This window comes from Quatrionicoccus australiensis, assembly GCF_020510525.1.
GTDB classification, from domain to species: domain Bacteria; phylum Pseudomonadota; class Gammaproteobacteria; order Burkholderiales; family Rhodocyclaceae; genus Azonexus; species Azonexus australiensis_B.
In genome coordinates this window covers 1,828,036-1,849,403 of record NZ_CP075188.1, presented here as the reverse complement: position 1 = coordinate 1,849,403, position 21,368 = coordinate 1,828,036, and the positions used below count along the sequence as shown (strand labels likewise).

The following is a 21,368-nucleotide window of genomic DNA, read 5'->3' as shown; positions in this document are numbered from 1 at the left end:
ATGATCCGCAAAAACCCGCGCGGCGACCTGCCGCAAATCCACGAATCCGCCTATGTCGACCAGACCGCCATCATCTGCGGCAAGGTCATCATCGAGGAAAACGTCTTCGTCGGCCCCTATGCCGTGATCCGCGCCGACGAAGTCGATGCCGCCGGCGAACTCGAGCCGATCCGCATCCGTGCCCACTCCAACATCCAGGATGGCGTCGTCATCCATTCCAAGTCCGGCGCCCTGGTCGATATCGGCGAACACACTTCGATCGCCCACCGCTCCATCGTGCATGGCCCCTGCATCATCGGCAACAACGTCTTCATCGGCTTCAACAGTGTCGTCTTCAACTGCCGCATCGGCGACGGCTGCGTCGTCCGCCACAACGCCGTGGTCGACGGCACCGACCTGCCGCCGGGCTTCTACGTCTCCTCGACCCTGCGCATCGGCCCGAAGACCGACCTCGCCACCGTGCCGCGTGTCAGCGCTGCAGCGACGGAGTTTTCCGAGGACGTCGTGCGCACCAATCATGAGCTGGTGCAGGGCTACAAGCGCCTGCAGAATGAATTCTGAATGATTATAATTCGCAAATAATAGATATCTAATGAAGAAAGCAATGCACACATCCCAATTGAAATACCCCGTCCTGCGACTCGCCCTGGTCGCTGCCTTCGCTCTGCCAGCCCAGGCACAGGAAACGCAACTGGGCGAAGTTCAGGTCGTCGGCCGCAGCGAGGGCCAAAGCTATTACAGCGACGAGGCTGGTGTCGCCCGCGCCGAAACGCCTTTGCGCGAAGTGCCGCAAGCGGTGCGCGTGGTGCCGCGCCAGGCCATCGACGACATCGGCGCCGTGCGCCTCGAAGAAGCCTACGATTACGTCAGCGGCGTCAATCGCCAGAACAATTTCGGCGGTTTATGGGACAACTTCTCGATTCGCGGCTTCGCCGGCAATCCGGATACCGGCGCCAACTTCCTGCGCAACGGGTTTGCCGGCAATCGCGGCTACAACGCTCCGCGCGACATGGCCAACGTCGAACGCCTGGAAGTGATCAAGGGGCCGGCCTCGGCGCTCTACGGTGGCAGCGAGCCGGGCGGCATCCTCAACATCGTGACCAAGAAACCGCAGTTCAAGACCGGTCATGCCGTCGAGGTCTATGCCGGCAGCTACGACACCTACCGGACAACCATCGATTCCACCGGCCCGATCAGCGATACCCTGGCCTACCGCCTGAACATGGCTTACGAAGACAAGGGCAGTTTCCGCGACCATGTCGACAGTCAGCGCTACCTGATCGCTCCATCCTTCACCTGGCTGCTCTCACCCAGCACCGTGGTCAATTACGACTTCGAGGCGATCCGCCAGAAAGCGCCGATGGACCGTGGCGTCGTCGCCATCAACGGCCAGGTCGGCAGCGTCCCGCGCGACCGTTTCCTGGGCGAACCGAACGATGGCGACATCACGATCGACAACAAGACCCACAACCTGACCGTCGAGCACGAGTTTTCCAGCGACTGGAAGGCCAAGGCCGGCCTGGCCTACCGGACGACCAGCCTGGAGGGCTATTCGACCGAGGCCAGTCCGCGCACAGCGGGCAGCGTTCGCTGGACCACGGCCGGCGCCCCGGTGATCGAACGCGAGCGGCGTTACCGCGACTACAGCTCGAACGACCTCGCCTTCCAGGGCGAAGTACATGGCAAGTTCGCCACCGGTTGGCTGAAGCACGAGGTGCTGGCGGGTATCGACAGTTATCGCTTCGAACTCGATCAGGTGATGAAGCGCGGCCGTTCGACGACAACCTACGGCCTGAACATCTACGACCCGGTCTATGGTCAGACGCCCCTGGCGCTCAACACGACACCGACCAATACGCTGGAAACCCAGAACAACACGGGATTTTTCCTGCAGGACCAGATCGCCTTCGCCACCGACTGGCGTTTACTCGTCGGCCTGCGCCACGACCGCTTCCGCCAGGAAATCGACAATCGCAGCACCGGTGTGCGTAGCGAGCAGGAACACAATGTGACGACGCCGCGCCTCGGCCTGACCTGGCTGGCCACGCCGACCCTGTCGGTTTACGCACTGGCCAGCGAATCCTTCCGCGCCAACAACGGCGTTGACGCCGCTGGCGGCTCGTTTGACCCCGAGCGCGGCAAGTCAAAGGAAATCGGCCTCAAGTACGAGGCGCCGAACAAGCGCTATGGCGGCACCGTATCGGTTTTCGAAATCGACAAGAAGAATGTGCTGACCAACGACCCGGCCAACGCCGGCTTCTCCATCGCCGCCGGCGAAGCGCGCAGCCGCGGCGTCGAGTTCGACTTCTCCGGGCAGATCACGGACAAGATCCGCGTCCTGGCCAACTACGCCTTCATCGATGCCGAAATCACCAAGGACAGCAACGCCGCGCTGGTCGGCGCCCGCCTGATCAACGTGCCGAAGCACAGCGGCAGCGCCCTGGCCATGTACGAGGACGGCTTCAGCGCCGGCCGCTACGGCTTCGGCGCCGGTGCGACCTATGTCGGCAAGCGCGCCGGCAACAGCATCGACAGTTTCGAACTGCCGGGCTACACCACGGTGCGCACGATGGCCTACTGGAAACCGAACAAGACCCTGCGCATCTCGCTGGACATCGACAACCTGTTCGACAAGACCTACTACGCCAGCTCCTACGATGTGTACTGGATCACGCCGGGCGCACCGCGCACCTTCACCCTGGGCATGCAAGCCAAGTTCTGATGCAAACGGCCAGCCAGACACAACGCATCGCAGCCATCGACACCCTGCGCGGGGTGGTGATGGCGCTGATGCTGCTCGACCACGTGCGTGAGTATTTCTACCTGCACCATCAGGTGATCGATCCGATGAACCTGGATACGACCACGCCGGCCCTCTTTTTTACCCGCCTGGCGAGCCACTTCTGTGCGCCGGTCTTCGTCTTTCTGACCGGCTTGGGTGCCTGGTGCTATGGTCAGAAGATGGCCACGCAGGATCGGGATGGGCGGCGGGAGACCAGCCGTTACCTTGCCACACGCGGAATTTTCCTGATTGTGCTGGAGCTGACGCTGATCAACCTGGCGTGGACCTTTCCACTGTTGCCCAAAATGCTGTATCTGCAGGTCATCTGGGCAATCGGTCTATCCATGCTGGCCTTGGCCGCACTCCTCTGGCTGCCGCGCAGCGGGCAATGGCTGCTGGGAATCGCGATCGTCGCCGGCCATCATCTGCTGGACGGGATTCATTTCACGCCGGAACAAGCTGCGTATCCGCTCTGGGCCATCCTGCATGACCGTTCGATCATCGAGCTGAACTGGCTGGCCGAAGGCCTGAAGGCGCGTACCTCTTATCCGCTGCTGCCATGGATCGGCATCATCCTTCTCGGCTACGCCAGCGGGCCGCTGTACAGCCGGGCCACCGATCCGAAGGAACGCCAGCTTTGGCTCACGCGCGCGGGGATCGGCATGCTCGCCCTGTTTGTCGCCTTACGCGGGCTCAACGTCTATGGCGATCATCCGCGCGCCCCCGCCGCAAGTTTGCTTGGCGAAGCAATGGCCTGGCTGAACGTCACCAAATACCCGCCCTCCCTCCTCTTCGTGCTCTTCACGCTCGGTCTGGCGCTGTTGCTCCTCGCCTGGCTGGAGAAAGGACGTCCCTGGGCGTTCTTCCAGACACTGGGCCGCGTGCCGATGTTCTTCTACGTCCTCCATCTCTACATGCTGCGCGGGCTTTACCTCGCCTTGACCGCGGTATTCGGTGCCACGCAGGGCGAACGCTTTGGCTTCAATGCCGTCTGGCAGATCTGGCTCATGGCCGCGCTGCTGCTTCCAGCCCTCTATCCGCTTTGCCGCCGTTTTGCCAATTACAAGCGGCAGCAGGCGGGCGGCTGGACCTCTTACTTTTAAAGCGAATCCTGATGAAAACCAAAGCCCATCTTTTCACCCTTCTTTCCCTGCTTGGCGCGCTTGTCTTCAGCCCGAGCGCCAGCGCCCACGGCATCTGGTTCGCCCAGCGTGCCGGCGAACTGGCGATGATTTACGGCGACGGCGGCAAAGACGATCCCATCGTTGCCAAGTTCGACCGGATTCGGCCCCTCACCGGCTACGATGCCGCCGGTCAGCCGGTGCCTAGCCAACTCATCAAGACCGACCACCTGCTGCTGGTCGACCGCACGGCGAATCCTGCCGTTGTGGCGGGCGTCCTCGACAACGGCTATTACACCCAGGACAGCGACGGCAAGTGGTTGGCCAAGAGCAGGAGCGAGGTCGCCAACGCCAGAAAGAGCGGTCGCTACATCAAGCTTGCGATTCATCAGATTCGCGATTTGAGCGCGCCGCTGCATGCCTTGCCGAGTCACCCGCTGCAAATCCTGCCTGTTCAGCCGCCCCTGCCACAGCAGAAGGGCGACACCATCACGCTTCGCGTCCTGTTCAACGGCAAGCCGCTCGCCGGGGCCAAGGTCACCCCGGACTTTGCCAACGATCCGGACGGCCTGACCGTGTCCACCGACCGCCATGGAAAGGTGAGACTCAAGGTGGCCAATCACGGTCTGAACGTCATTTACGTCAAACACGAAACCCCTGCTGTCGGCGAGGATGCCGATCTCATCCAGTACGCAGCCAGCTTTTCATTCCTGCTTATGCCGAAGGCCGACTGAAGCGCTTATGCCCAAGCAACCAGCCCAGATCGCCAAACGCCCGCCGAGACTCGCATGAACACCCTGCTCATCCGCAACGCCCGCCTGGTCAATGAAGGCCGAATGTTCGAGGGCGATCTGCTGGTCCGTCATGGCCGCATCGACAAGATCGCGCCAGGCATCGCCGCCAGCGCCGACGAGGAAATCGATGCCACCGGACGATGGCTGCTGCCCGGCATGATCGATGACCAGGTGCATTTCACCGACCATCGTCTCCGGTCAGGTGACCTATCGGAACGGGCTGATCAAACAGCACGGCCGGAGCCTGCCCCTGCAATTCGATAGACATCATCCAGCATGAAACACTTCGAGCACCTCCCGACTCAATCCGTCAGCCAGCACAGAAACTCGTGCAAGCCAGCGACTTTCTCCTGAAGGACATCCCATGTTGCGTCACCCCTTAACACCGATTGCCGCTGCGCTTTTCCTTGTCTGGTCGAATGCCCAGGCTGCCGACAAGGAACTGGCCGAAGTCACCGTCAGCAATGTCCGCGGTATCGGCAGCAAACCAGTACTACGAGATGAACTGATCGCCACCGAAAGCTTTTCCGCCCGCGACATCGAGAAGACCGGCGCCACGATGCTGACCGAGGTACTCGACAAGCGTCCGGGCATTGCCGTCCAGACCGAATGTTCGATCTGCAACGTCCGCAACGTGGTCCTCAACAACTTGCCCGGGCGCTACACCACGCTGCTCATCGACGGCATCCCCATTTTTTCCTCGGTCTCGACCGCCTATGGGCTGGACAGCGTCAGCCTCGGCGGCATCGAGCGCATCGATATCTCGCGCGGCGCCGGTACCAGCCTTGTCGCACCGGAGGCGCTGGCCGGCTCGGTCAATATCGTCACTCGCCGGCCGGGCAAGGACGAGTTCATGGCCAACCAGCAATTCGGCGCCTACGGCCAATGGAGCACCGACCTGTTCGGAGCTAAACTGTTTTCCGGTGGTGCCATCACCGCCAATTTCAGCCACAACCAGCATGACACCGTCGATGGCGACGACAACAAGGTCTCGGAATACACCGGCTACAAGCGCAATCTCGGCGGCATTGGCTTCTTTTTCGATGATGTCGGCGGCTTCAAGCTCAAGGGGCGTTTCGATGTCGTCGACGAAAAACGCATGGGCGGTGCGATGGGGACCGACTACAGCGGTGTCAAGGCCGATGGCAGCGGCAATCCGTTCGACTGGAGCAAAGGCAGGAACGGCTCGCCGAGCAGTGCCGGCTGGATCAATCCGGCCACCGGATTGATCGTTCCTTACAGCGACGGGCGGGCCGGCATGTCGGAAATCATTTTCACCGACCGCCAGCAGTTCGTCAGCAGCGCGACCCGGCAACTGGGTCAGGGCAGCCTGCATTTCGCCTTCGGCTACGCCAAACACAAGCAGGACTCCTTCTATGAGAAGGCAAGCTACAAGGCCGAGCAAACCCAGTATTACGTCGAAGCCAGCACGCAGCAGCCGATCGGCCAGACGCTGGTCACCGCCGGCCTGAACTACCGCTACGAAGATCTCGGCAGTACCGGCACCGACGCCAGCGGCGCTCCCAACAATGGCATCGACAACTACAAGTACCGTACACCGGGTGTCTTTTTGCAGGCCTATCATGCTTTCTTTGACGGCAATGTCGAAGTCAATGGTTCGCTACGCTACGACGACCACAACGTTTTCGGCGGCATCAGCAGCCCGCGCCTCAATGTCCTGGTGAACCATACGCCCGAGTTGAACAGCCGTTTCGCGATCGGGCGCGGCTTCCGCGCCCCGACCTCGTTCTTTGAGCAGGATCACGGCATTCTCGACACCACGCGCATCGTCCGCCGGGTCGACAAGGCGGAAATCTCCGACAACGCGTCCTACACGCTTTCCTATGCCGGCGACCGGCTGGCCGTGGCGAGTTCGCTGAATTACAACAAGATCAAGAACATGGCCTTGCTCGACTCGGGCCAATGCGAAGACGGCGGCGTAGTCGGGGCCTGTACCGGTTCCGGCACGGAAAGAGCCGTCACGCTATTCACCTCGGCGCAAACACCGGTCACCGTCACCGGCGGCGATATCACTTTCACGTATAAATTGACGCCGCAATTGACGGGAACACTGGCCGCCGAGCGTTTCAATTACGATTTCTCGGAAGCCGGCACGCTCGCTTTCGCGCGCCCGGAAACCCGTGCCTACCTGCGCCTCGATTACGAAAGCGGGCCATGGACCGGCATGCTGCGCGGTACCTGGACCGGGCCGATGGATCTCGCCAGGTTCTACGATTATGCCAACAACCCGCGCTACAACCTGGACGGCACGAAGAAGATGGACAAGAGCCCGTCTTTCTGGGTGGTCGACCTGCGCGGCGAATACCGCATCGACAGGCAATGGTCGGCCTATCTCGGCATCGACAATGTCTTCGACTTCAAACAGTCGGACAAGGAAAGCATGCTGTGGATCGATGCGAACGGTGCGCTGGACGTGACCCACATCTGGGGGCCGAACCGCGGCCGCTTCATCTACGGCGGCGTCAAGTTCAGCCTGTGAAAAAACGCCCCATGTTTCCGCTCAGGATCAGCCTTGCCTTGCTGGCAGGGCTGCTCGGCTGCCTGGCGGTCAACGCCCGGGAAACGGCAAAAACCCCGCTCGATTTCGAGTTGACCGACGGCAGGGAGTTCGTGATCTTGTCGAAACTGCCGCCGCGCCTGACTGCGGTCAATTTCTGGCGCGCCGACTGTCCGCCCTGTGTACGGGAATTGCCCCTGCTCGCCACAAGCGCCCGGATGGGCACGCTTCGCGTCGTGGCCGTGGCGCTGCAGCGGCCGGCCGAGACCCTCGCCGTCCCCGCTTCGGTGAGTCAGGCCCTGAGCCCGCCGCTGCTCTCCCTGCATGGACCGAACGAGCCGCGCGGCCTGCTCGCCCGCTTCGGCAACCCGCATGGTGTCTTGCCGCACACGGTCTTGCTCGACAGGCTGCGCCGTCCTTGCGCCGCGCATTCGGGCGAAATCGATGCAGCCTGGCTGGAAGCGGCTATTTCCCAATGCACCGACGAAACGGGACAAAAATGAACGAATGTCAGCCGACTGGCCAACCCGACAACAGGGCCGGCCACCTTCCCGAAAGGAGTCTTTCCATGCACCCGAGGTTCTTACTGCTCGCCCTGTTCATCAGTCTGCCCGTCTTCGCCGCCCCGGCGCACGTCCATGGCGAGGCAAAGCTGGAAATCGTCGTCGATGGCAATACGCTGGCCATCCATCTCGACTCGCCGCTCGCCAACCTGCTCGGCTTCGAACACGCGCCGCGCACGCCGGCCGAGCAGCAGGCGGTGAAGGCGATGGCGGCAACGCTGCGCCAGGCCGGACGCCTGTTCGTGCTGGATGCGGCGGCGGGCTGCGCCGCGGCCGATGTCCAGCTCGCCTCGCCCGTGCTCGACGGCAAGGCGACGGCCGACGGCCACCTCGACCTGGAAGCCGACTTCCGCTGGCAATGCCGCCACTTGCCGGCGCTGCGCGGCATCGAGACCCGGCTGTTCGCCGCCTTCCCGCACCTCAAGCGGATCGGCGTCGATTTCGCCGGCCCGGCCGGGCAGCAGGCGGGCCGCCTGACCCCGGAGGTAACGCGCTTTGCCTGGTGAGATGAGCCGGCCGCCGCTGCGCGTGCGCGATCTCGAGTTCCGCTGGCCGGGCGCCGACGGGTTTTGCCTGCGTCTCAAGGACCTTACGGTCGACGCGCAAAAAAGCCTGTTTTTGCACGGCCCGAGCGGCAGCGGCAAGAGCACGCTGCTCAACCTGATCGGCGGCGTCCTGGCACCGCAGGCCGGGCGGATCGAATTGCTCGGCGAAGATTTTTCCGATCTCCCGGCGCACCGCCGCGACGCCTTTCGCGCCGATCACATCGGTTTCATCTTCCAGCAGTTCAACCTGATTCCCTATCTCCCGGTGCTCGCCAACGTCCTCCTGCCCTGCCGTTTTTCCGCCCACCGGGCAGCGCGTGCCGGCCAGCCGGAAGCGGCCGCCCGCGACTTGCTGCACCGCCTCGACATCGCGCCCGAACTCTTCGGGCAAGCCGCGCATCGCCTGTCGGTCGGGCAGCAACAGCGCGTCGCCGCTGCCCGCGCCCTGATCGGACGGCCGGAAATCCTCATCGCCGACGAACCGACCTCGGCGCTCGACGCTGCCCGCCAGGCCGCTTTCGTCGATCTGCTGCTGACCGAAGCGCGCGCCAACGGCAGCGCCGTCGTCTTTGTCAGCCACGACTTGCGCCTGAGCGCGCATTTCGACGCCTGCCGGGAGCTTGCCGCATGAAATTCCTGCTTCCCCTGGCCTGGGCCAGCGCCTGGAACCGGCGCGCAACGCTCGGTTTGACCCTGCTTGCCGTCATCCTGGCGAGTTGCCTGCTGCTCGCCGTCGAACGCCTGCGCCACGACGCGCAGGAAAGCTTCGCGCAATCGGTGTCCGGCACCGACCTCATCGTCGGCGCGCGCGGCAGCCCGCTGCAACTGGTGCTTTACGCCGTGTTCCGGCTGGGCGACGCGAGCAACAACATCGCCTGGGAAAGTTACCGGAAAATCGCCGCCGACCCGGCCGTCGCCTGGACCATCCCGCTTTCGCTCGGCGATTCGCACCGCGGCTACCCGGTGCTCGGCACCAGCAGCGACTATTTCAGGTATTTCCACTACGGCCTGAAAACACCGCTGGTCATTGCCGGCGGCCGGCCTTTCACTGACGGGCGCGACGATTTGTTCAGCGCCGTGCTCGGCGCCGAAGTCGCGCAGCAGCTGGGCTACCGCCTCGGCCAGCGCATCGTCCTCAGCCATGGCAGCGGCCCCTTGCCCGGCCTCGAACATGCCGACAAGCCGTTTACCGTGGTCGGCATCCTGGCGCCGACCGGCACGCCGGTCGACCGCACCGTACACGTCGGCCTTGCCGCCATCGAGGCCATCCACCTCGACTGGCAGGGCGGCATGCCGCTGCCCGGCGTCGAGATACCCCCCGCGCTGGTCGACAAGTTCGACCTGACGCCACGCGAAATCACCGCCTTCCTGGTCGGCCTGCACCAGCGCACCGCGGTTTTCGGCGTGCAGCGCAGGATCGCCGGTTTCAAGGACGAGCCTTTGCAGGCTGCCTTGCCCGGCGTCGTCCTCGACCAGTTGTGGCAAAGCCTGGCTTTCGCCGAGCACCTGCTGCGCGGTCTTTCCTGGTTGATACTGGGGCTCGGTCTGGCCGGCCTGCTTGCCGTCATGCTGGCCGGGCTGGGCGAGCGGCGGCGCGAACTGGCCATCCTGCGCGCGCTCGGCGCCGGCCTGCCGCAGATCGCCGCGTTGCTTCTGCTTGAAAGCCTCTTCCTCGGCCTGCTCGGCGCCGGCGGCGGTCTGCTCCTGCTCACCGCCGCCAGCTTTGCGGCCGGCCCCTGGCTGGCCGCGAACGCCGGCATCGTGCTGCACTCGCTGAGTCCAGGCCGGGAAGAACTCGGCCTGCTCGCCGCCATCGTCGCCACCTGCCTGCTCGCCGGCCTCTTGCCGGCCTGGCGGGCCAGCCGCCTGGCCCTGGCCGACGGCCTGACCCCGCGCTTATGAAGGGAAATGCCATGCGTCTCGCTGCCTTGCTGGCCGGCCTGAGCCTGCTCGGCGCCGCCCAGTTCACCTGGAGCGCCGACTACCGTGTCGGCGAACGCCTGAAACCGGCCGCCAAGGCCAGTCCGGCCAGCTATCGCGAAATCGAGTGGGAAGAACTGACACCGAAAGACTGGAACCCGATGGCCGCCTTCAAGGGCCTCAACCTGGCGCGCCTCAAGGACAGCGATCCACGCGCCCGGGAGGCGCTCGAAAAAATGCGCACCGCCTGGGATGCCGCACCGGTCAACACGGCCCTGGACGGCAAAAGGATACGCCTGGCCGGCTTTGTCATCCCGCTCGAACGCAAGGGCAAGCTGGTCTCCGAACTGCTGCTCGTACCTTATTTCGGCGCCTGCATCCACACCCCGCCACCGCCGGCCAACCAGACCATCCACGTCATCCTCGCCCAACCGGTTGCCGACATCAGGAGCATGGACGCCTTCTGGATCAACGGCACATTGAAAGTCGTGCGCGGCGACAGCAGCATCGGCATCTACGGCTATCGCCTGCAGGGCGATAGCCTCGAGCGTTATCTATTCGGGAGAGAACCATGAACGATCTATTCGCCATCATCACCGCCAGCCTGGCCGGCGGTCTGCTCAGCGTGCTGCTGGCGGCACTGCTTGTCTTTCGCCTGGACGAGCGCTGGACGCACCAACTGGTCGCCTTCGCGGCCGGCGTCATGCTTGCTTCGGCCTGTCTCGACATCCTGCCCGAAGCCCTTGCCGCCTTTATCGAGGGGCAACCGGGCGAATCTGGCGAAGCGGCCGCCGCATCACTGTTTGCGACGCTGCTCGCCGGCCTGCTGCTGTTCTTCGTACTAGAACGCCTGGCCCTGTGGCGGCATGCCCATCCGGAGGGGTGTGGCCATCAGCCCCCCGCCGCCGCGCGCAACGCGGCCACCCTGATCCTGATCGGCGATGCCTTCCACAATTTCGTCGACGGCATCCTGATCGCCGCCGCCTTTCTCGCCGACCCTGCGCTCGGCGTCACCACCACCCTGGCCATCGTCGCCCACGAAATCCCGCAGGAACTCGGCGACTTCGTCCTGCTGCTCAACGCTGGCTGGTCGAAGCGACTGGCCCTGCTCGCCAATGCGGCATCGAGCCTGACGTCACTGCTCGGCGGATTGCTCGGCTACTACTTCATGCATGACGCGATGGGCATCCAGCCCTATGTCCTGACCCTGGCCGCCGCCAGTTTCATCTACATCGCCGTCGCCGACCTGCTACCCCTGCTGCACCGCCAGGCCAACCGTCATTTCGCCGCGCAGGCCAGCTGGATTGCGGCCGGCATCGCCATCGTGCCGGGCGTGGCGCACTGGCTGCACTGACAACCGCGCTAGTGGAAATCGCGGCTGTGCGTTTCCAGCCGCCCCAGCCAAGGCGACAGATCGACCAGGCGTTTGGCGAGCAGATGAATGACTTCGCCTTCCTTCTGCAGCACGCCATAGACGCCGAGCAGGGTCGCGCCGAGCAATTCGCGCCGCTGTCGCTCGACCAGCTGCGGCTGGACGACGACATTGGTCAACCCGGTTTCATCCTCCAGCGTGACAAAGACAATGCCGGTCGCCGTGCCCGGCCGCTGCCGGCCGACGACGATACCGGCGACGCGGATTGCGGCGCGCTGGCCGGCCTGTTTCAGGTCAGCGGCCGTGACGAAACGCCGCTCGGCCAGCGCCTGGCGCAACAGCGTCAAGGGATGCTGGCGCAGGCTCAAACCCAGGCTGCGGTAATCGGCGACCAGGTTTTCGCCCTCGCCCGGCGTCGGCAGATCCGGCACCGCTTCGGCCAGCACCTGACCGGAAAACAGGTCACCCTGCACAGCCGGCGGCGCCTTTTCGACACTTGCCGCCCAGGCCGCCTGACGGCGATGCCCGGCCAGCGAAGCGAGCGCATCGGCGGCAGCGAGCAGGTCGAGATCGCGGCGCTGCAGCCCGGCGCGGGCCGCCAGATCGGCAACGTCGGAAAATGGCTTTTTCTGGCGGTCGACCGCTGAAAAACCGGCATTTTCCCGCGCCGCGGCAATCCGCTCGCCGACCGCCTGCGCCAAACCGCCAATCTCGCGCAAGCCAAGGCGCACCGCGCCGTTTTCGTCGATCCGGCTGTCCCGGTCGCTGGCCATGACATCCGGCGGCAGCACCTGGACGCCATGCCGGCGCGCATCCTGGATCAGCATCGATGGTGAATAGAACCCCATCGGCTGGCTGTTGAGCAGGCCGCACAAAAAGGCCGCCGGATGGTGACGTTTCAGCCAGGCCGAGGCATAGACAAGCAGCGCGAAACTGGCGGCGTGCGACTCGGGGAAGCCGTATTCGCCGAAGCCGCGGATCTGCGCGATGATGCGCTCGGCAAAGGCCTCCGGCAGGCCGTTGGCGGCCATGCCGGCACGCAGTTTCTGCTCGAAAGGCTCGAGCCCGCCCTTGCGCTTCCAGGCGGCCATCGCCCGGCGCAACTGGTCGGCCTCGCCGGGCGTGAAATTGGCGGCGACGACGGCCAGCTGCATGACCTGTTCCTGGAAGATGGGCACGCCGAAAGTCCGCGCCAGCACGGCGTCTACCGCCGGCGAGATTTTTTCGATGGCTTCCCTGCCCTGCCGCCGCTTCAGGTAGGGATGCACCATGTCGCCCTGGATCGGCCCGGGCCGGACCAGCGCCACCTCGACGACGAGATCGTAGAAAGCGCGCGGCTTCAGGCGTGGCAACATGGCCATCTGGGCCCGCGACTCGACCTGGAAGACGCCCATGCTGTCGGCCTTGCACAGCATGGCGTAGGTCGCCGCATCCTCGGCCGGAATATCCTGCATTTTGAGCGGTCGACCGCTGTGGAGCGAGACCGTCTGCAGCATCCGGCGGATCGCCGAGAGCATGCCGAGCGCCAGGATATCGACCTTCATCAGGCCCATCGCGTCGAGATCGTCCTTGTCCCACTGGATCACGCTGCGTTCGGCCATCGCGGCGTTTTCCACCGGCACCAGGCGGGCCAGCGGCCCGCGCGAAATCACGAAACCGCCGACATGCTGCGTCAGGTGGCGCGGAAAGCCGCGCAGCGCCTCGGCAATCGCCAGCCACTTCTCGACGCGCGGCGAGTCCGGGTCCAGGCCCAGTTCGGCGAAGCGCTCGGGCAATTGCTCGCGCTTGTCCCACCAGGCCAGCGAGGCGGTCAGCGCGTTGATGCGGGCGATGTCGAAACCGAGCGCCCGGCCGGCGTCACGCAGCGCGCCCTTGGTCCGGTAGGTGATCACGGCGGCGGCCAGCGCCGCGCGCTCGCGCCCGTATTTCGTGTAGATGTACTGGATCACCTCCTCGCGCCGCTCGTGCTCGAAATCGACGTCGATGTCCGGCGGCTCGCCGCGCTCCTTCGAGACGAAACGCTCGAAGAGCAAGGCCGAGCGCGCCGGATCGACCTCGGTCACGCCGAGCGCATAGCACACCGCCGAATTGGCCGCCGAGCCGCGCCCCTGGCAGAGAATGTCCTGGCTGCGCGCAAAGCAGACGATGTCGTACACGGTCAGGAAATAGGCCTCGTAGGCCATCTCGGCGATCAATGCCAGTTCGTGCTCGACGCGCTCGCGCACACTGCCCGGCACGCCGTCCGGATAACGCCCCTGCAAACCGCGCTCGGTTTCGGCGCGCAGCCACGACGCCGGCGTTTCGCCGGCCGGGACGATTTCCTCGGGGTATTCGTAGCGCAACTCGTCGAGCGAAAAGTCGCAACGCGCCGCAATCTCCAGCGTCGCGGCCAGCATCTGTGGCGGATACAGTCGGCTCAGACGCAGGCGTGAACGCAGATGGCGCTCGCCGTTCGGGAACAGCGCGTGCCCGGCCGCGAAAACCGAGGTTTTCAGGCGCAGCGCCGTCAGCACATCCTGCACCGGCCGCCGGGCGCGGACATGCATATGCACGTCGCCGGCCGCGACCAGCGGCAGGCCGCAGGCTGCACCGAGCGCGACCAGCAGGTCGAGGCGCGCTTCGTCGTCCGGCCCGGCGTGCAGTTCGACGGCGATCCAGGCCCGACCGGGAAAACGCGCCGCCAGCCAGCGCCCGTCCTCGACGGATGGCGCCGCGCCGGGCACCCACAGAACCAGGCAATCGGGCAGCGCACCGCTCGGCGAAATGGCTTCCAGATCCTTGCGCTGCAGGCGATAGCTGCCCTTGTCGGCGCGCCGCCGGGCGAGCGTGATGAGCGCCGACAAATTGCCGTAGCCGTGCCGGTTGCAGGCCAAAAAGACCAGTTTCAGGCCGTCGACCGCTACGGGCGACGCCGCGTCCGACGCGATGCGCATTTCGCTGCCGACGATGAATTTCAGCCCGGCCGCCTGCGCCGCCTTGTGCGCCCGCACGACACCGGCCAGCGAGCACTCGTCGGTCAGCGCCAGCGCCGCATAGCCCTGGGCCTGCGCCCGCTCGACCAGTTCTTCCGGGTGCGAAGCGCCGCGCAGAAAGCTGAAATTGGACAGGCAATGCAGCTCGGCGTAGCCGGCCGGCCCGGTGTCAGGCGAAGAGGCCATGCAGGAACCAGCCTTCCCTGTCACGGAACACCCAGGCCCATTGCCCGTGCGGGTTGCGGGCGACGAAATAGTCGCGGCGCAGATCGCCTGCCGCGCCGGCCTCGCCCTCGTCCCACCAGCCGCTTTCCAGACGTTCGGCGCGCGATTGCAGGCTGAGCGGGCCTTGCCAGAACGGCCGGCCGCGCTCCTCGCGCAGCGCCTGCGGCGCCGGCAACAGCCAGAGCGGCCGCGGCGGCGCCTGCCCAACGGTCGACGCCGCAGAAAGCGGCAAATCCAGAGCCGGCTCGCGCCAGCCCGTCGCGCACTCCGGCCGATGATCGGCCTGCCCGGCGAGCACCCGCACAGCACCGGCACCGAGCCGGGCCTGCAGGCGTTCCAGGCACAGGGCCAGGCCTTCGCCAGCCACCGCCTGTTCGAACAAACCGGCGCTGGCGCCCGGCCGGGCCGTGACTTCCTCGGCCCGCAGGCAGAGCGCCTCGACCGGCGCGCGCAATTGCAGGCGGCCGAGATGCTCGCGCAACAGCCGGGCAAAGCGCGCCTCGTCAGCGGCCGGCTCGGCGAAGCGCAGCGGCAGCTCACTCGTCGAACGATCGTCGTGGGTCAGTTGCAGGACACAGGCCCGGACCAGCAACTGGCGTACCTGCAGCCAGCCGGCCAGCGCCGAGAACAGGCGCTGGCCGGCAAAAGCCAGGGCTTCGGCATGCTCGACACGGGCCGGCAGTTCGATGCTCAGGCGAAAGCTTTCCGGAAAGACGAAGGCCAGCTGCGGATGCGGGATTTCGCCCCAGGCGCGCAGCAGGTCGTCGAGCGGCGCGTTGCCGATGCGCCGGCGCAGACCGGCCGCCGGCTGCCGGCGCAGGTCGCCGAGGCAGCGCAACCCGAAGGCCTCGAGCCGCTCGACGACATCCGCCAGCCAGCCCGGTACGACACACGGCAAACTGGCCAGAGCCGCCTGCATGGCATTCGCCTCGGGATAAACCGCCGCCCGCCCGGCCCGCGCCAACCACAGCGCGCCGAGCGGCGTCGGCGCCGCGGCCCAGGTCAGCGTGTAGGACTGCTCGCGGCAACCCGCTTCGACGGCGGCAACAATGGCTTCAGCGCCGCCGAACAAACGCAGGCAAGCGCCGATTTCGAGCAGCAGCGCATCCGGGGCAGCCAGACTGACGGTCGGCGTGAAACGCCCGGCCCAGCAGGCCAGGCTGGCAAGTGCCGCCGCTTCGCGCCCTGCGTCGCGTTCGAACACGGCCAGAGCGGGCGCCAGGCCGAGCGCCGTCGATAATTTCTGTCCCGACCCGACGCCGGCCTCGGCCGCTGCCCGGTCGACGCAGCACACCCGCCCGCGATTGACCAGCGCGCTAGGCGACTGCCGCAAGGGCAGTGCTTCGAGCGGCAACAGCGGAAAGTGAAGGGCCAGCCAGAGCACGCGACGATCTCCCGGGACGGGGAATGGACAGATGGAGTGGCCGCGCCGCCGGTCGGCCGCGCCGCTTGAGAATATGTACGGTCAGGCCGCTCGCCTCACCCGCCAGCACCAGGCGCAGGGGTGCCGGCGACGGCAGGCCGGCCACCGCGGTCGGCCGCCACAGGCAGGCCAGGGTCGGCCGACCTTCGACTGCAACCTGCAAACGACGCAAGGCACGCGCATCGATACTCACAGCCGGCCAGGCCAGCACGCCGGCGAAACCGCCGCTCGCCAGCAATTGCTCACAGCACCAGGCCGCATCGCGCCCGGCGCGGATCACCAGCAAACGTTCCGGCACCACGCCGGCGGCGGCCCAGGCCGGTGCATGCGGCTGCCAGGGCGGATCGATCAGGGCCAGCCAGCCGCCGGCCTGCGACAAGCTGGCCAGCGCCGGCAGCAGCAGGCCCATTTCACCCTGGCCGCAGCGGTCGACGAGGATTTCGCTGAGATTTCCGCGCGGCCAGCCGCCGCCCGGCAATTCGGCATCAAGTTCGGCATGGCCGCTGGCAATGGCGTTTTCCGGCAGGCCGGGCAGCGCGTCGCCGCGCCAGATGTCACCTCTGGCCAGCACTTCCGCCAGGGGCAACGGCACGGCGCTCATGAGAAGCTGCTGACCGCCCCGCGTATCAGGCCGACGGCAATGCCTTCGATGGCAAAATCGATTTCGGCGGGATTGACGATGATGGGTTCGAAATCCGGATTTTCGGCAATCAGCTCGATAAAGCCGCTGCGCCGCTGCAGGCGCTTGACGGTGACTTCCTCGTCGAGGCGGGCGACAACGATCTGGCCGTCACGCGCCTGGTTGGTCTTGTGCACGGCGAGCAGATCGCCGTCGAAGATGCCGGCATCGATCATCGACAAACCGCGCACCTTGAGCAGATAGTCGGCGCGTGGGCTGAACAACTGGGCATCAAGCGCGTAGCGCCCCTGTACGTTTTCGACGGCGAGAATGGGCGAACCGGCGGCAACGCTGCCGATCAGCGGCAGGCCGAGCTGTTCGATCAGGCGAATGCCGCGCGCCGAGCCGGCTTCGAGGACGATGGCGCCTTTCTTGGCAAGCGCCTTGAGGTGATCCTCGGCGGCATTGGGCGAAGCGAAGCCGAAAGCATGCGCGATTTCCATGCGGGTCGGCGGCGCACCGAGCACTTCCAGGGTGTTACGGATGAAATCGAGAATTTCCTGCTGACGCGGCGTGAGTTTCATGGCCTGCTCCACTAAAAACCAATGACTGTATTTTTATACAGCATTTGTTTTTTGGCAAGCGGAGAACTGCTAAGATCGCTGGTGGTGGGGGGGAATTGTTTATTCTGGGAAAGCCCGCACGAATTAAAGAAGGAAAAGAGCCTTGCGGGGCGTGGGTTTCCGGGCGGCGCCCAAAAAAAGCGGCCCCGTGGAAAATGCACAAATCCAGTACGAGAATGGAAAGAAATAGCCGTGTTTCAAGCGTTTACGGGTGTTTCGTGGTTTGGAATGAACAGTAGACCGGGGGCGGGCGTGAACACGGTGGGCGCTTAAAAATTACGCAGCTTAGTAATTGATCAGGTATTGCGCACCCTGTTTTTTGCTGTTTTTCGGGGTATTGGGAACCCATTGAGAACCCTACGGAGGATATTGCGCATCCTGGGGGTTGTGCCAAATATCGCGCAAATCACAACGCGGGCGTTACGAACTTAGACGTTAACTGGCCGCAAGCTCAATCGCCTCCAGAACCATGTCTGGATCTGTTTCACCTGTTGCACGGAATGTTTTATAGAGCATCAAAATCGTAGCCAATCTCTTCTGGGGAGATAGCTTGTAAGGTCCGTCATTCCCAAGCACAAAATTGACAGCTCCAAACACATCTCGGAGCAGCCTAGCGTTTTCAAATAGCGCCGCTACCAATTGGTTCAATACTGACAAATCAATCCATTGGGTCATATCCCATGGGACATCTGGTCTTGACTCAAGCTCTGCCTTGTCCATTAACCATTCGCTTGTCGTTACATCGGATATAGCCTCGATAACGAACCCCAAAATATCGTGAGCAAAACCGGTTTTTTTCTCGATGCTCTCCAAGACGAAAACGGTGGCCATTCTGAAAAAATCTGGCGTTTGGGTTCGCTTGCCAGTAATCACATAGGTAACGTCAACCCCGGCCTCAAAAGCAGCCAGAAGGTATGCAGCATCAGGGGAACGCTTTCCAGATTCGTAGTTAACCTGTGACATCCGGCTCACTCCAACCTTTCCCGAAAACAAAGCCTGGCTGAGGCAAAGGCGTTCGCGCTCCTCTCTAAGGCGATTGCTTATCAAAAAATTAGTGCTAACGTTTGTTGACATAGATTGTTTTCGTTATCAAAATGGTGTTGCTAACAAATGTTGGCATCAATTGTATCCGCAACAGGAGTCCATATGAAACAAAAGCAACTAAAGACACGGGAAGAAGTCCTTGCCGATTTCGCCCGGAAAGGCATCAGCATTCGTGGCTGGGCGCAAAAAAATGGCCGTTGCTACGCCACAGTTCGAGGAGTTCTTACCGGACGTTTAACCGGCCGCATCGGCGAAAGCCACAAAGTTGCCGTCCTCCTGGGAATCAAAGATGGAGAAATCGTCGAGGACGGCGACGATGAATAAATGCTATCTGGTACGCTGCACTGCCGCCGCAGGGAGAGCTATGGCAGGGATTTACGCTGCTCGCCTGACTGCTACAGGGATGGTGGCCACATGGAAACAGGAACGCGCCGCCCGCTATGACTCCGAAACCGATGCAGCCACCGCTGCCCGGCGCCTAGCTGGCAAGTTCTCCGGCACCTCCTGGGAGGTTTGCCATGTCGCGTGATGACAAAACCATGCCTCTGGCCTTGCCTGATCCGAACGCAGAAGGCATTGAAGACCCACTTTTTTGGATTGATGCAAACGACCTGTCAGAACTGGCAGGTATCGCGGGCCAGAACGCACGGGCGGCCTTAAAACGCTGTTACACCGGCGGCACCTGGCGCAAAACTTCCCTTGTTGTCCGCGTAGTCGACAGCGTCGGCGGCAATCGCGGCAAGGCCTATCAGGTATTCGTTCCCTCCCTGCCCGCCGACCTATCGGGGAAATGGCATGACCAGCACCCGGAACTGTTTCAGAAACCCGAGATTCCCAAGGCCCACAAGCACATTCCGACATCCGTCCTCGTCGCCGAGTCGAAGCCCAGCCGGCTTGCTGCGATTGCAAAGGCAGAATTCCTGGAAACATTGATCAAGCCGGCCTTGATGCAACCCAAATGGACGCCAGGCCGCGCGGAAATGGTTCGCAAGATCGTTGCTTCCATGCCGATCACCTTCCCGAACGGCTTGCAGTGGACATACAACGCAAAGGGGATTTCAGGCCTGATCGCCAAATACGAAAAAGGCGGCCTGAATGCGTTGATTCGTGGCCCCAGAAACGAAACAGGTGACCGCGTGATTGTCAGCCGCGAGTTCGACAAAACCGCCCCCTTTGAAGAGAAGGAACTGCGGGAAATCTGGACAGACCTGCGCCAGCACATCAAAAACCTGTTTCTCAGCAGCCACGGGACGATGCCGCAAATCAGGAACCTGGCGAATGTGCGCTTGATTGAACTGTCGCGGGCCAAAGGCTGGGCCGGCGCCAACCTGGAAAACTGCGATGTCGGCATTGCCCAGGTGCGCAAGTTCAAGGATTTGCGCAAGGCCGCCGCCAAAACGATGGATGCCGGCAAGTTTGCCGACCGTTTCAAACCCCGAGTCATGCGCGGCCGCGCCGGATTGCTGCCTATGGAAATTGTCATGGGCGACGTGCACCCGGTCGACATCTTGAACAAGCGCGAAGACGGCAGCGAGGCAACCGCCCGCATGGTGAGCTGGCTTGATCTGGCGACGAACCGGGTTTTCTACACCCTGTTTCTGTTCGAGAAGGGGCGCAGCGTCACACAGGCCCATATTGCCTATTCCTTCGTGCAGATGGTCCGTGAATGGGGCCTTCCGTCGATTCTCTACCTGGACAACGGCAGCGAGTACGTCTGGAAGGAAATGATGGAAGGATTCGAGCGCCTGGCACTGATGGTTGATGACTTCCGGGCTTATTGCATGAACTCGGCAGACCTTGAGCAACGCATCGAGCAAGCCGACAAGGAGGACTCAGGCAGCGACGAAGACCCGCGCGCAGTCGTTCGGGCTACACCTCACAACCCGCAAGGCAAAGCGGCAAAAGAAGGTGTTTTTGGCGTGCTGGAACGCACCGCGTTTTCTTTCATTCCCGGCTGGATCGGCGGCGACCGGATGAAGAAGAAAACCCACAAGGTAGGCCAAGCGCCCCGCGCTTTCAATGGAAGCTGGGAGCAATTCCAGGACGCATTCGGGAAGGCAATGGACTACTACCATGCCCGCCGGCAAGGTGATGGCAGCAGCCCGAATCAGAAGTTTGACCGGCATATCAAGGCCGGCTGGCAGGCGGTCGACGTCGACTATGGGGTGCTGCTGATGGCCTTGTCAGAACGCAAACCCTACAAGGTCGTGAATACCGGCGTCGAGATCGCTGGCGTTACTTACTGGCATGACGAAATGGCTTCGCCCTACGTGATGGGAAACCAAGTCCTGGTCTATTACGCGAAATGGGATACCGACCAGATTCTGATTTGCCCGCGAGATGCCACCGGCAAGCTGACTGATCCGCTGGTTGCCTACCGAAACCGCGAGTTCGGCATTGTCGATAAATCCGGCGCCATTGAGTCAGGCCGACGCGTTTCCCTGATGAACAAGGGAATCCGCGATATGAAGCAAGGTAGCCGAAAGGTCGACACCGTTACCGAGATGGGGAAATTTGCCCAACTCAGCCCCCCTGCCCCGGTCGTGCCATTCGGCCCAAAAATTTCGCTGCCAGAAGAATTCAAGGGGATTCGGGAAGCCGTTGAGCAGGCCGGCGAGCCGCCCAAGGTCGAACAGGTCAGGCTCTTGCCTGGGCAGTGGTTCGAGCATGAAACCGGCACGGTGCGCGGCATGTACGACCGGCCAAGCGAACCAGAAACCTCACCAGTGGATGACTGGGAGGCCGAAGAGCGCCAGCGCCTGATACAGAAAGCCAAGGACGCCAACGCCTTGGGTACTGCTGAAAAAACAGACCCGTCAGGTTGCCGCCTGACGGGCCATAAGTAGC

General features: G+C 63.5%; 20 protein-coding genes. 15 read left to right on the top strand and 5 right to left on the bottom strand.

The window, feature by feature from the left end:
* From KI612_RS08745 to KI612_RS08690, 12 genes are all read left to right on the top strand, one after another.
* Nucleotides 1-561 (top strand): gamma carbonic anhydrase family protein, encoded by a 561-nt coding sequence (locus tag KI612_RS08745; protein WP_226443526.1) that lies wholly within the window; start codon nt 1-3, stop codon nt 559-561.
* A gap of 43 nt (nt 562-604) precedes the next feature.
* The gene (locus tag KI612_RS08740; protein WP_226443524.1) at nt 605-2,722 is read left to right on the top strand and encodes a TonB-dependent siderophore receptor; all 2,118 of its coding nucleotides are present in this window, start codon (nt 605-607) and stop codon (nt 2,720-2,722) included.
* Nucleotides 2,722-3,885, top strand: a complete 1,164-nt coding sequence (locus KI612_RS08735; RefSeq protein WP_226443522.1) for a DUF1624 domain-containing protein — start codon at nt 2,722-2,724, stop codon at nt 3,883-3,885. Before KI612_RS08740 ends, KI612_RS08735 begins: the two co-directional genes overlap by 1 nt.
* An 11-nt stretch (nt 3,886-3,896) precedes the next feature.
* Nucleotides 3,897-4,637: a DUF4198 domain-containing protein gene (locus KI612_RS08730; RefSeq protein WP_226443520.1), complete on the top strand. Its 741-nt coding sequence runs from the start codon at nt 3,897-3,899 to the stop codon at nt 4,635-4,637.
* A 54-nt stretch (nt 4,638-4,691) separates the two neighbouring features.
* Entirely contained in the window at nt 4,692-4,961 is a 270-nt protein-coding gene (locus KI612_RS08725; RefSeq protein ID WP_226443518.1) for a hypothetical protein, read from the top strand.
* A 100-nt stretch (nt 4,962-5,061) separates the two neighbouring features.
* Nucleotides 5,062-7,197 carry a TonB-dependent receptor plug domain-containing protein gene (locus KI612_RS08720; RefSeq protein ID WP_226443516.1) on the top strand — a complete coding sequence of 712 codons (2,136 nt, stop codon included), beginning with the start codon at nt 5,062-5,064 and terminating at the stop codon, nt 7,195-7,197.
* Between the two features lie 11 nt (nt 7,198-7,208).
* A complete protein-coding gene (locus KI612_RS08715; protein WP_226443514.1) occupies nt 7,209-7,718 on the top strand; it encodes a TlpA family protein disulfide reductase in 510 nt (169 codons plus the stop codon).
* A gap of 65 nt (nt 7,719-7,783) precedes the next feature.
* Nucleotides 7,784-8,284, top strand: a complete 501-nt coding sequence (locus tag KI612_RS08710) for a DUF2796 domain-containing protein (RefSeq protein ID WP_226443512.1) — start codon at nt 7,784-7,786, stop codon at nt 8,282-8,284.
* 1 nt (nt 8,285) lies between these two features.
* A complete protein-coding gene (locus KI612_RS08705) occupies nt 8,286-8,954 on the top strand; it encodes an ABC transporter ATP-binding protein (protein WP_226443510.1) in 669 nt (222 codons plus the stop codon).
* On the top strand, nt 8,951-10,225 hold the full coding sequence (locus tag KI612_RS08700; RefSeq protein WP_226443508.1) for an ABC transporter permease: 1,275 nt from the start codon (nt 8,951-8,953) through the stop codon (nt 10,223-10,225). The genes KI612_RS08705 and KI612_RS08700 overlap by 4 nt, the downstream gene beginning before the upstream one ends.
* 11 nt (nt 10,226-10,236) lie before the next feature.
* Complete coding sequence (locus tag KI612_RS08695; protein ID WP_226443506.1) at nt 10,237-10,818, top strand: DUF3299 domain-containing protein; 582 nt, start codon at nt 10,237-10,239, stop codon at nt 10,816-10,818.
* Nucleotides 10,815-11,597, top strand: coding sequence for a ZIP family metal transporter (locus KI612_RS08690; RefSeq protein ID WP_226443504.1), 783 nt, complete (start codon nt 10,815-10,817; stop codon nt 11,595-11,597). The genes KI612_RS08695 and KI612_RS08690 overlap by 4 nt, the downstream gene beginning before the upstream one ends.
* A gap of 8 nt (nt 11,598-11,605) precedes the next feature.
* Here the strand turns inward: KI612_RS08690 and KI612_RS08685 are convergent, their stop codons facing one another.
* From KI612_RS08685 to KI612_RS08665, 5 genes are all read right to left on the bottom strand, one after another.
* Entirely contained in the window at nt 11,606-14,773 is a 3,168-nt protein-coding gene (locus KI612_RS08685; protein ID WP_226443502.1) for an error-prone DNA polymerase, read from the bottom strand.
* Nucleotides 14,757-16,196 carry a Y-family DNA polymerase gene (locus tag KI612_RS08680; RefSeq protein ID WP_226443500.1) on the bottom strand — a complete coding sequence of 480 codons (1,440 nt, stop codon included), beginning with the start codon at nt 16,194-16,196 and terminating at the stop codon, nt 14,757-14,759. Before KI612_RS08680 ends, KI612_RS08685 begins: the two co-directional genes overlap by 17 nt.
* Entirely contained in the window at nt 16,129-16,836 is a 708-nt protein-coding gene (imuA, locus tag KI612_RS08675; protein WP_226443498.1) for a translesion DNA synthesis-associated protein ImuA, read from the bottom strand. Before imuA ends, KI612_RS08680 begins: the two co-directional genes overlap by 68 nt.
* Complete coding sequence (gene lexA / locus KI612_RS08670) at nt 16,833-17,438, bottom strand: transcriptional repressor LexA (protein ID WP_226443496.1); 606 nt, start codon at nt 17,436-17,438, stop codon at nt 16,833-16,835. Before lexA ends, imuA begins: the two co-directional genes overlap by 4 nt.
* A gap of 474 nt (nt 17,439-17,912) precedes the next feature.
* Nucleotides 17,913-18,551, bottom strand: a complete 639-nt coding sequence (locus KI612_RS08665) for a helix-turn-helix domain-containing protein (RefSeq protein ID WP_226443494.1) — start codon at nt 18,549-18,551, stop codon at nt 17,913-17,915.
* A gap of 72 nt (nt 18,552-18,623) precedes the next feature.
* Here KI612_RS08665 and KI612_RS08660 point away from each other — a divergent pair, with 72 nt between their 5' ends.
* The 3 genes from KI612_RS08660 to KI612_RS08650 are packed head-to-tail and all read left to right on the top strand — an operon-like array spanning nt 18,624 to nt 21,367.
* Nucleotides 18,624-18,845 (top strand): helix-turn-helix domain-containing protein, encoded by a 222-nt coding sequence (locus KI612_RS08660; RefSeq protein ID WP_226443492.1) that lies wholly within the window; start codon nt 18,624-18,626, stop codon nt 18,843-18,845.
* Nucleotides 18,846-18,885: 40 nt separating this feature from the next.
* Nucleotides 18,886-19,050 (top strand): hypothetical protein, encoded by a 165-nt coding sequence (locus KI612_RS08655; RefSeq protein WP_226443490.1) that lies wholly within the window; start codon nt 18,886-18,888, stop codon nt 19,048-19,050.
* Entirely contained in the window at nt 19,040-21,367 is a 2,328-nt protein-coding gene (locus tag KI612_RS08650) for a hypothetical protein (RefSeq protein WP_226443488.1), read from the top strand. Before KI612_RS08655 ends, KI612_RS08650 begins: the two co-directional genes overlap by 11 nt.
* Nucleotide 21,368 lies beyond the last annotated feature (1 nt).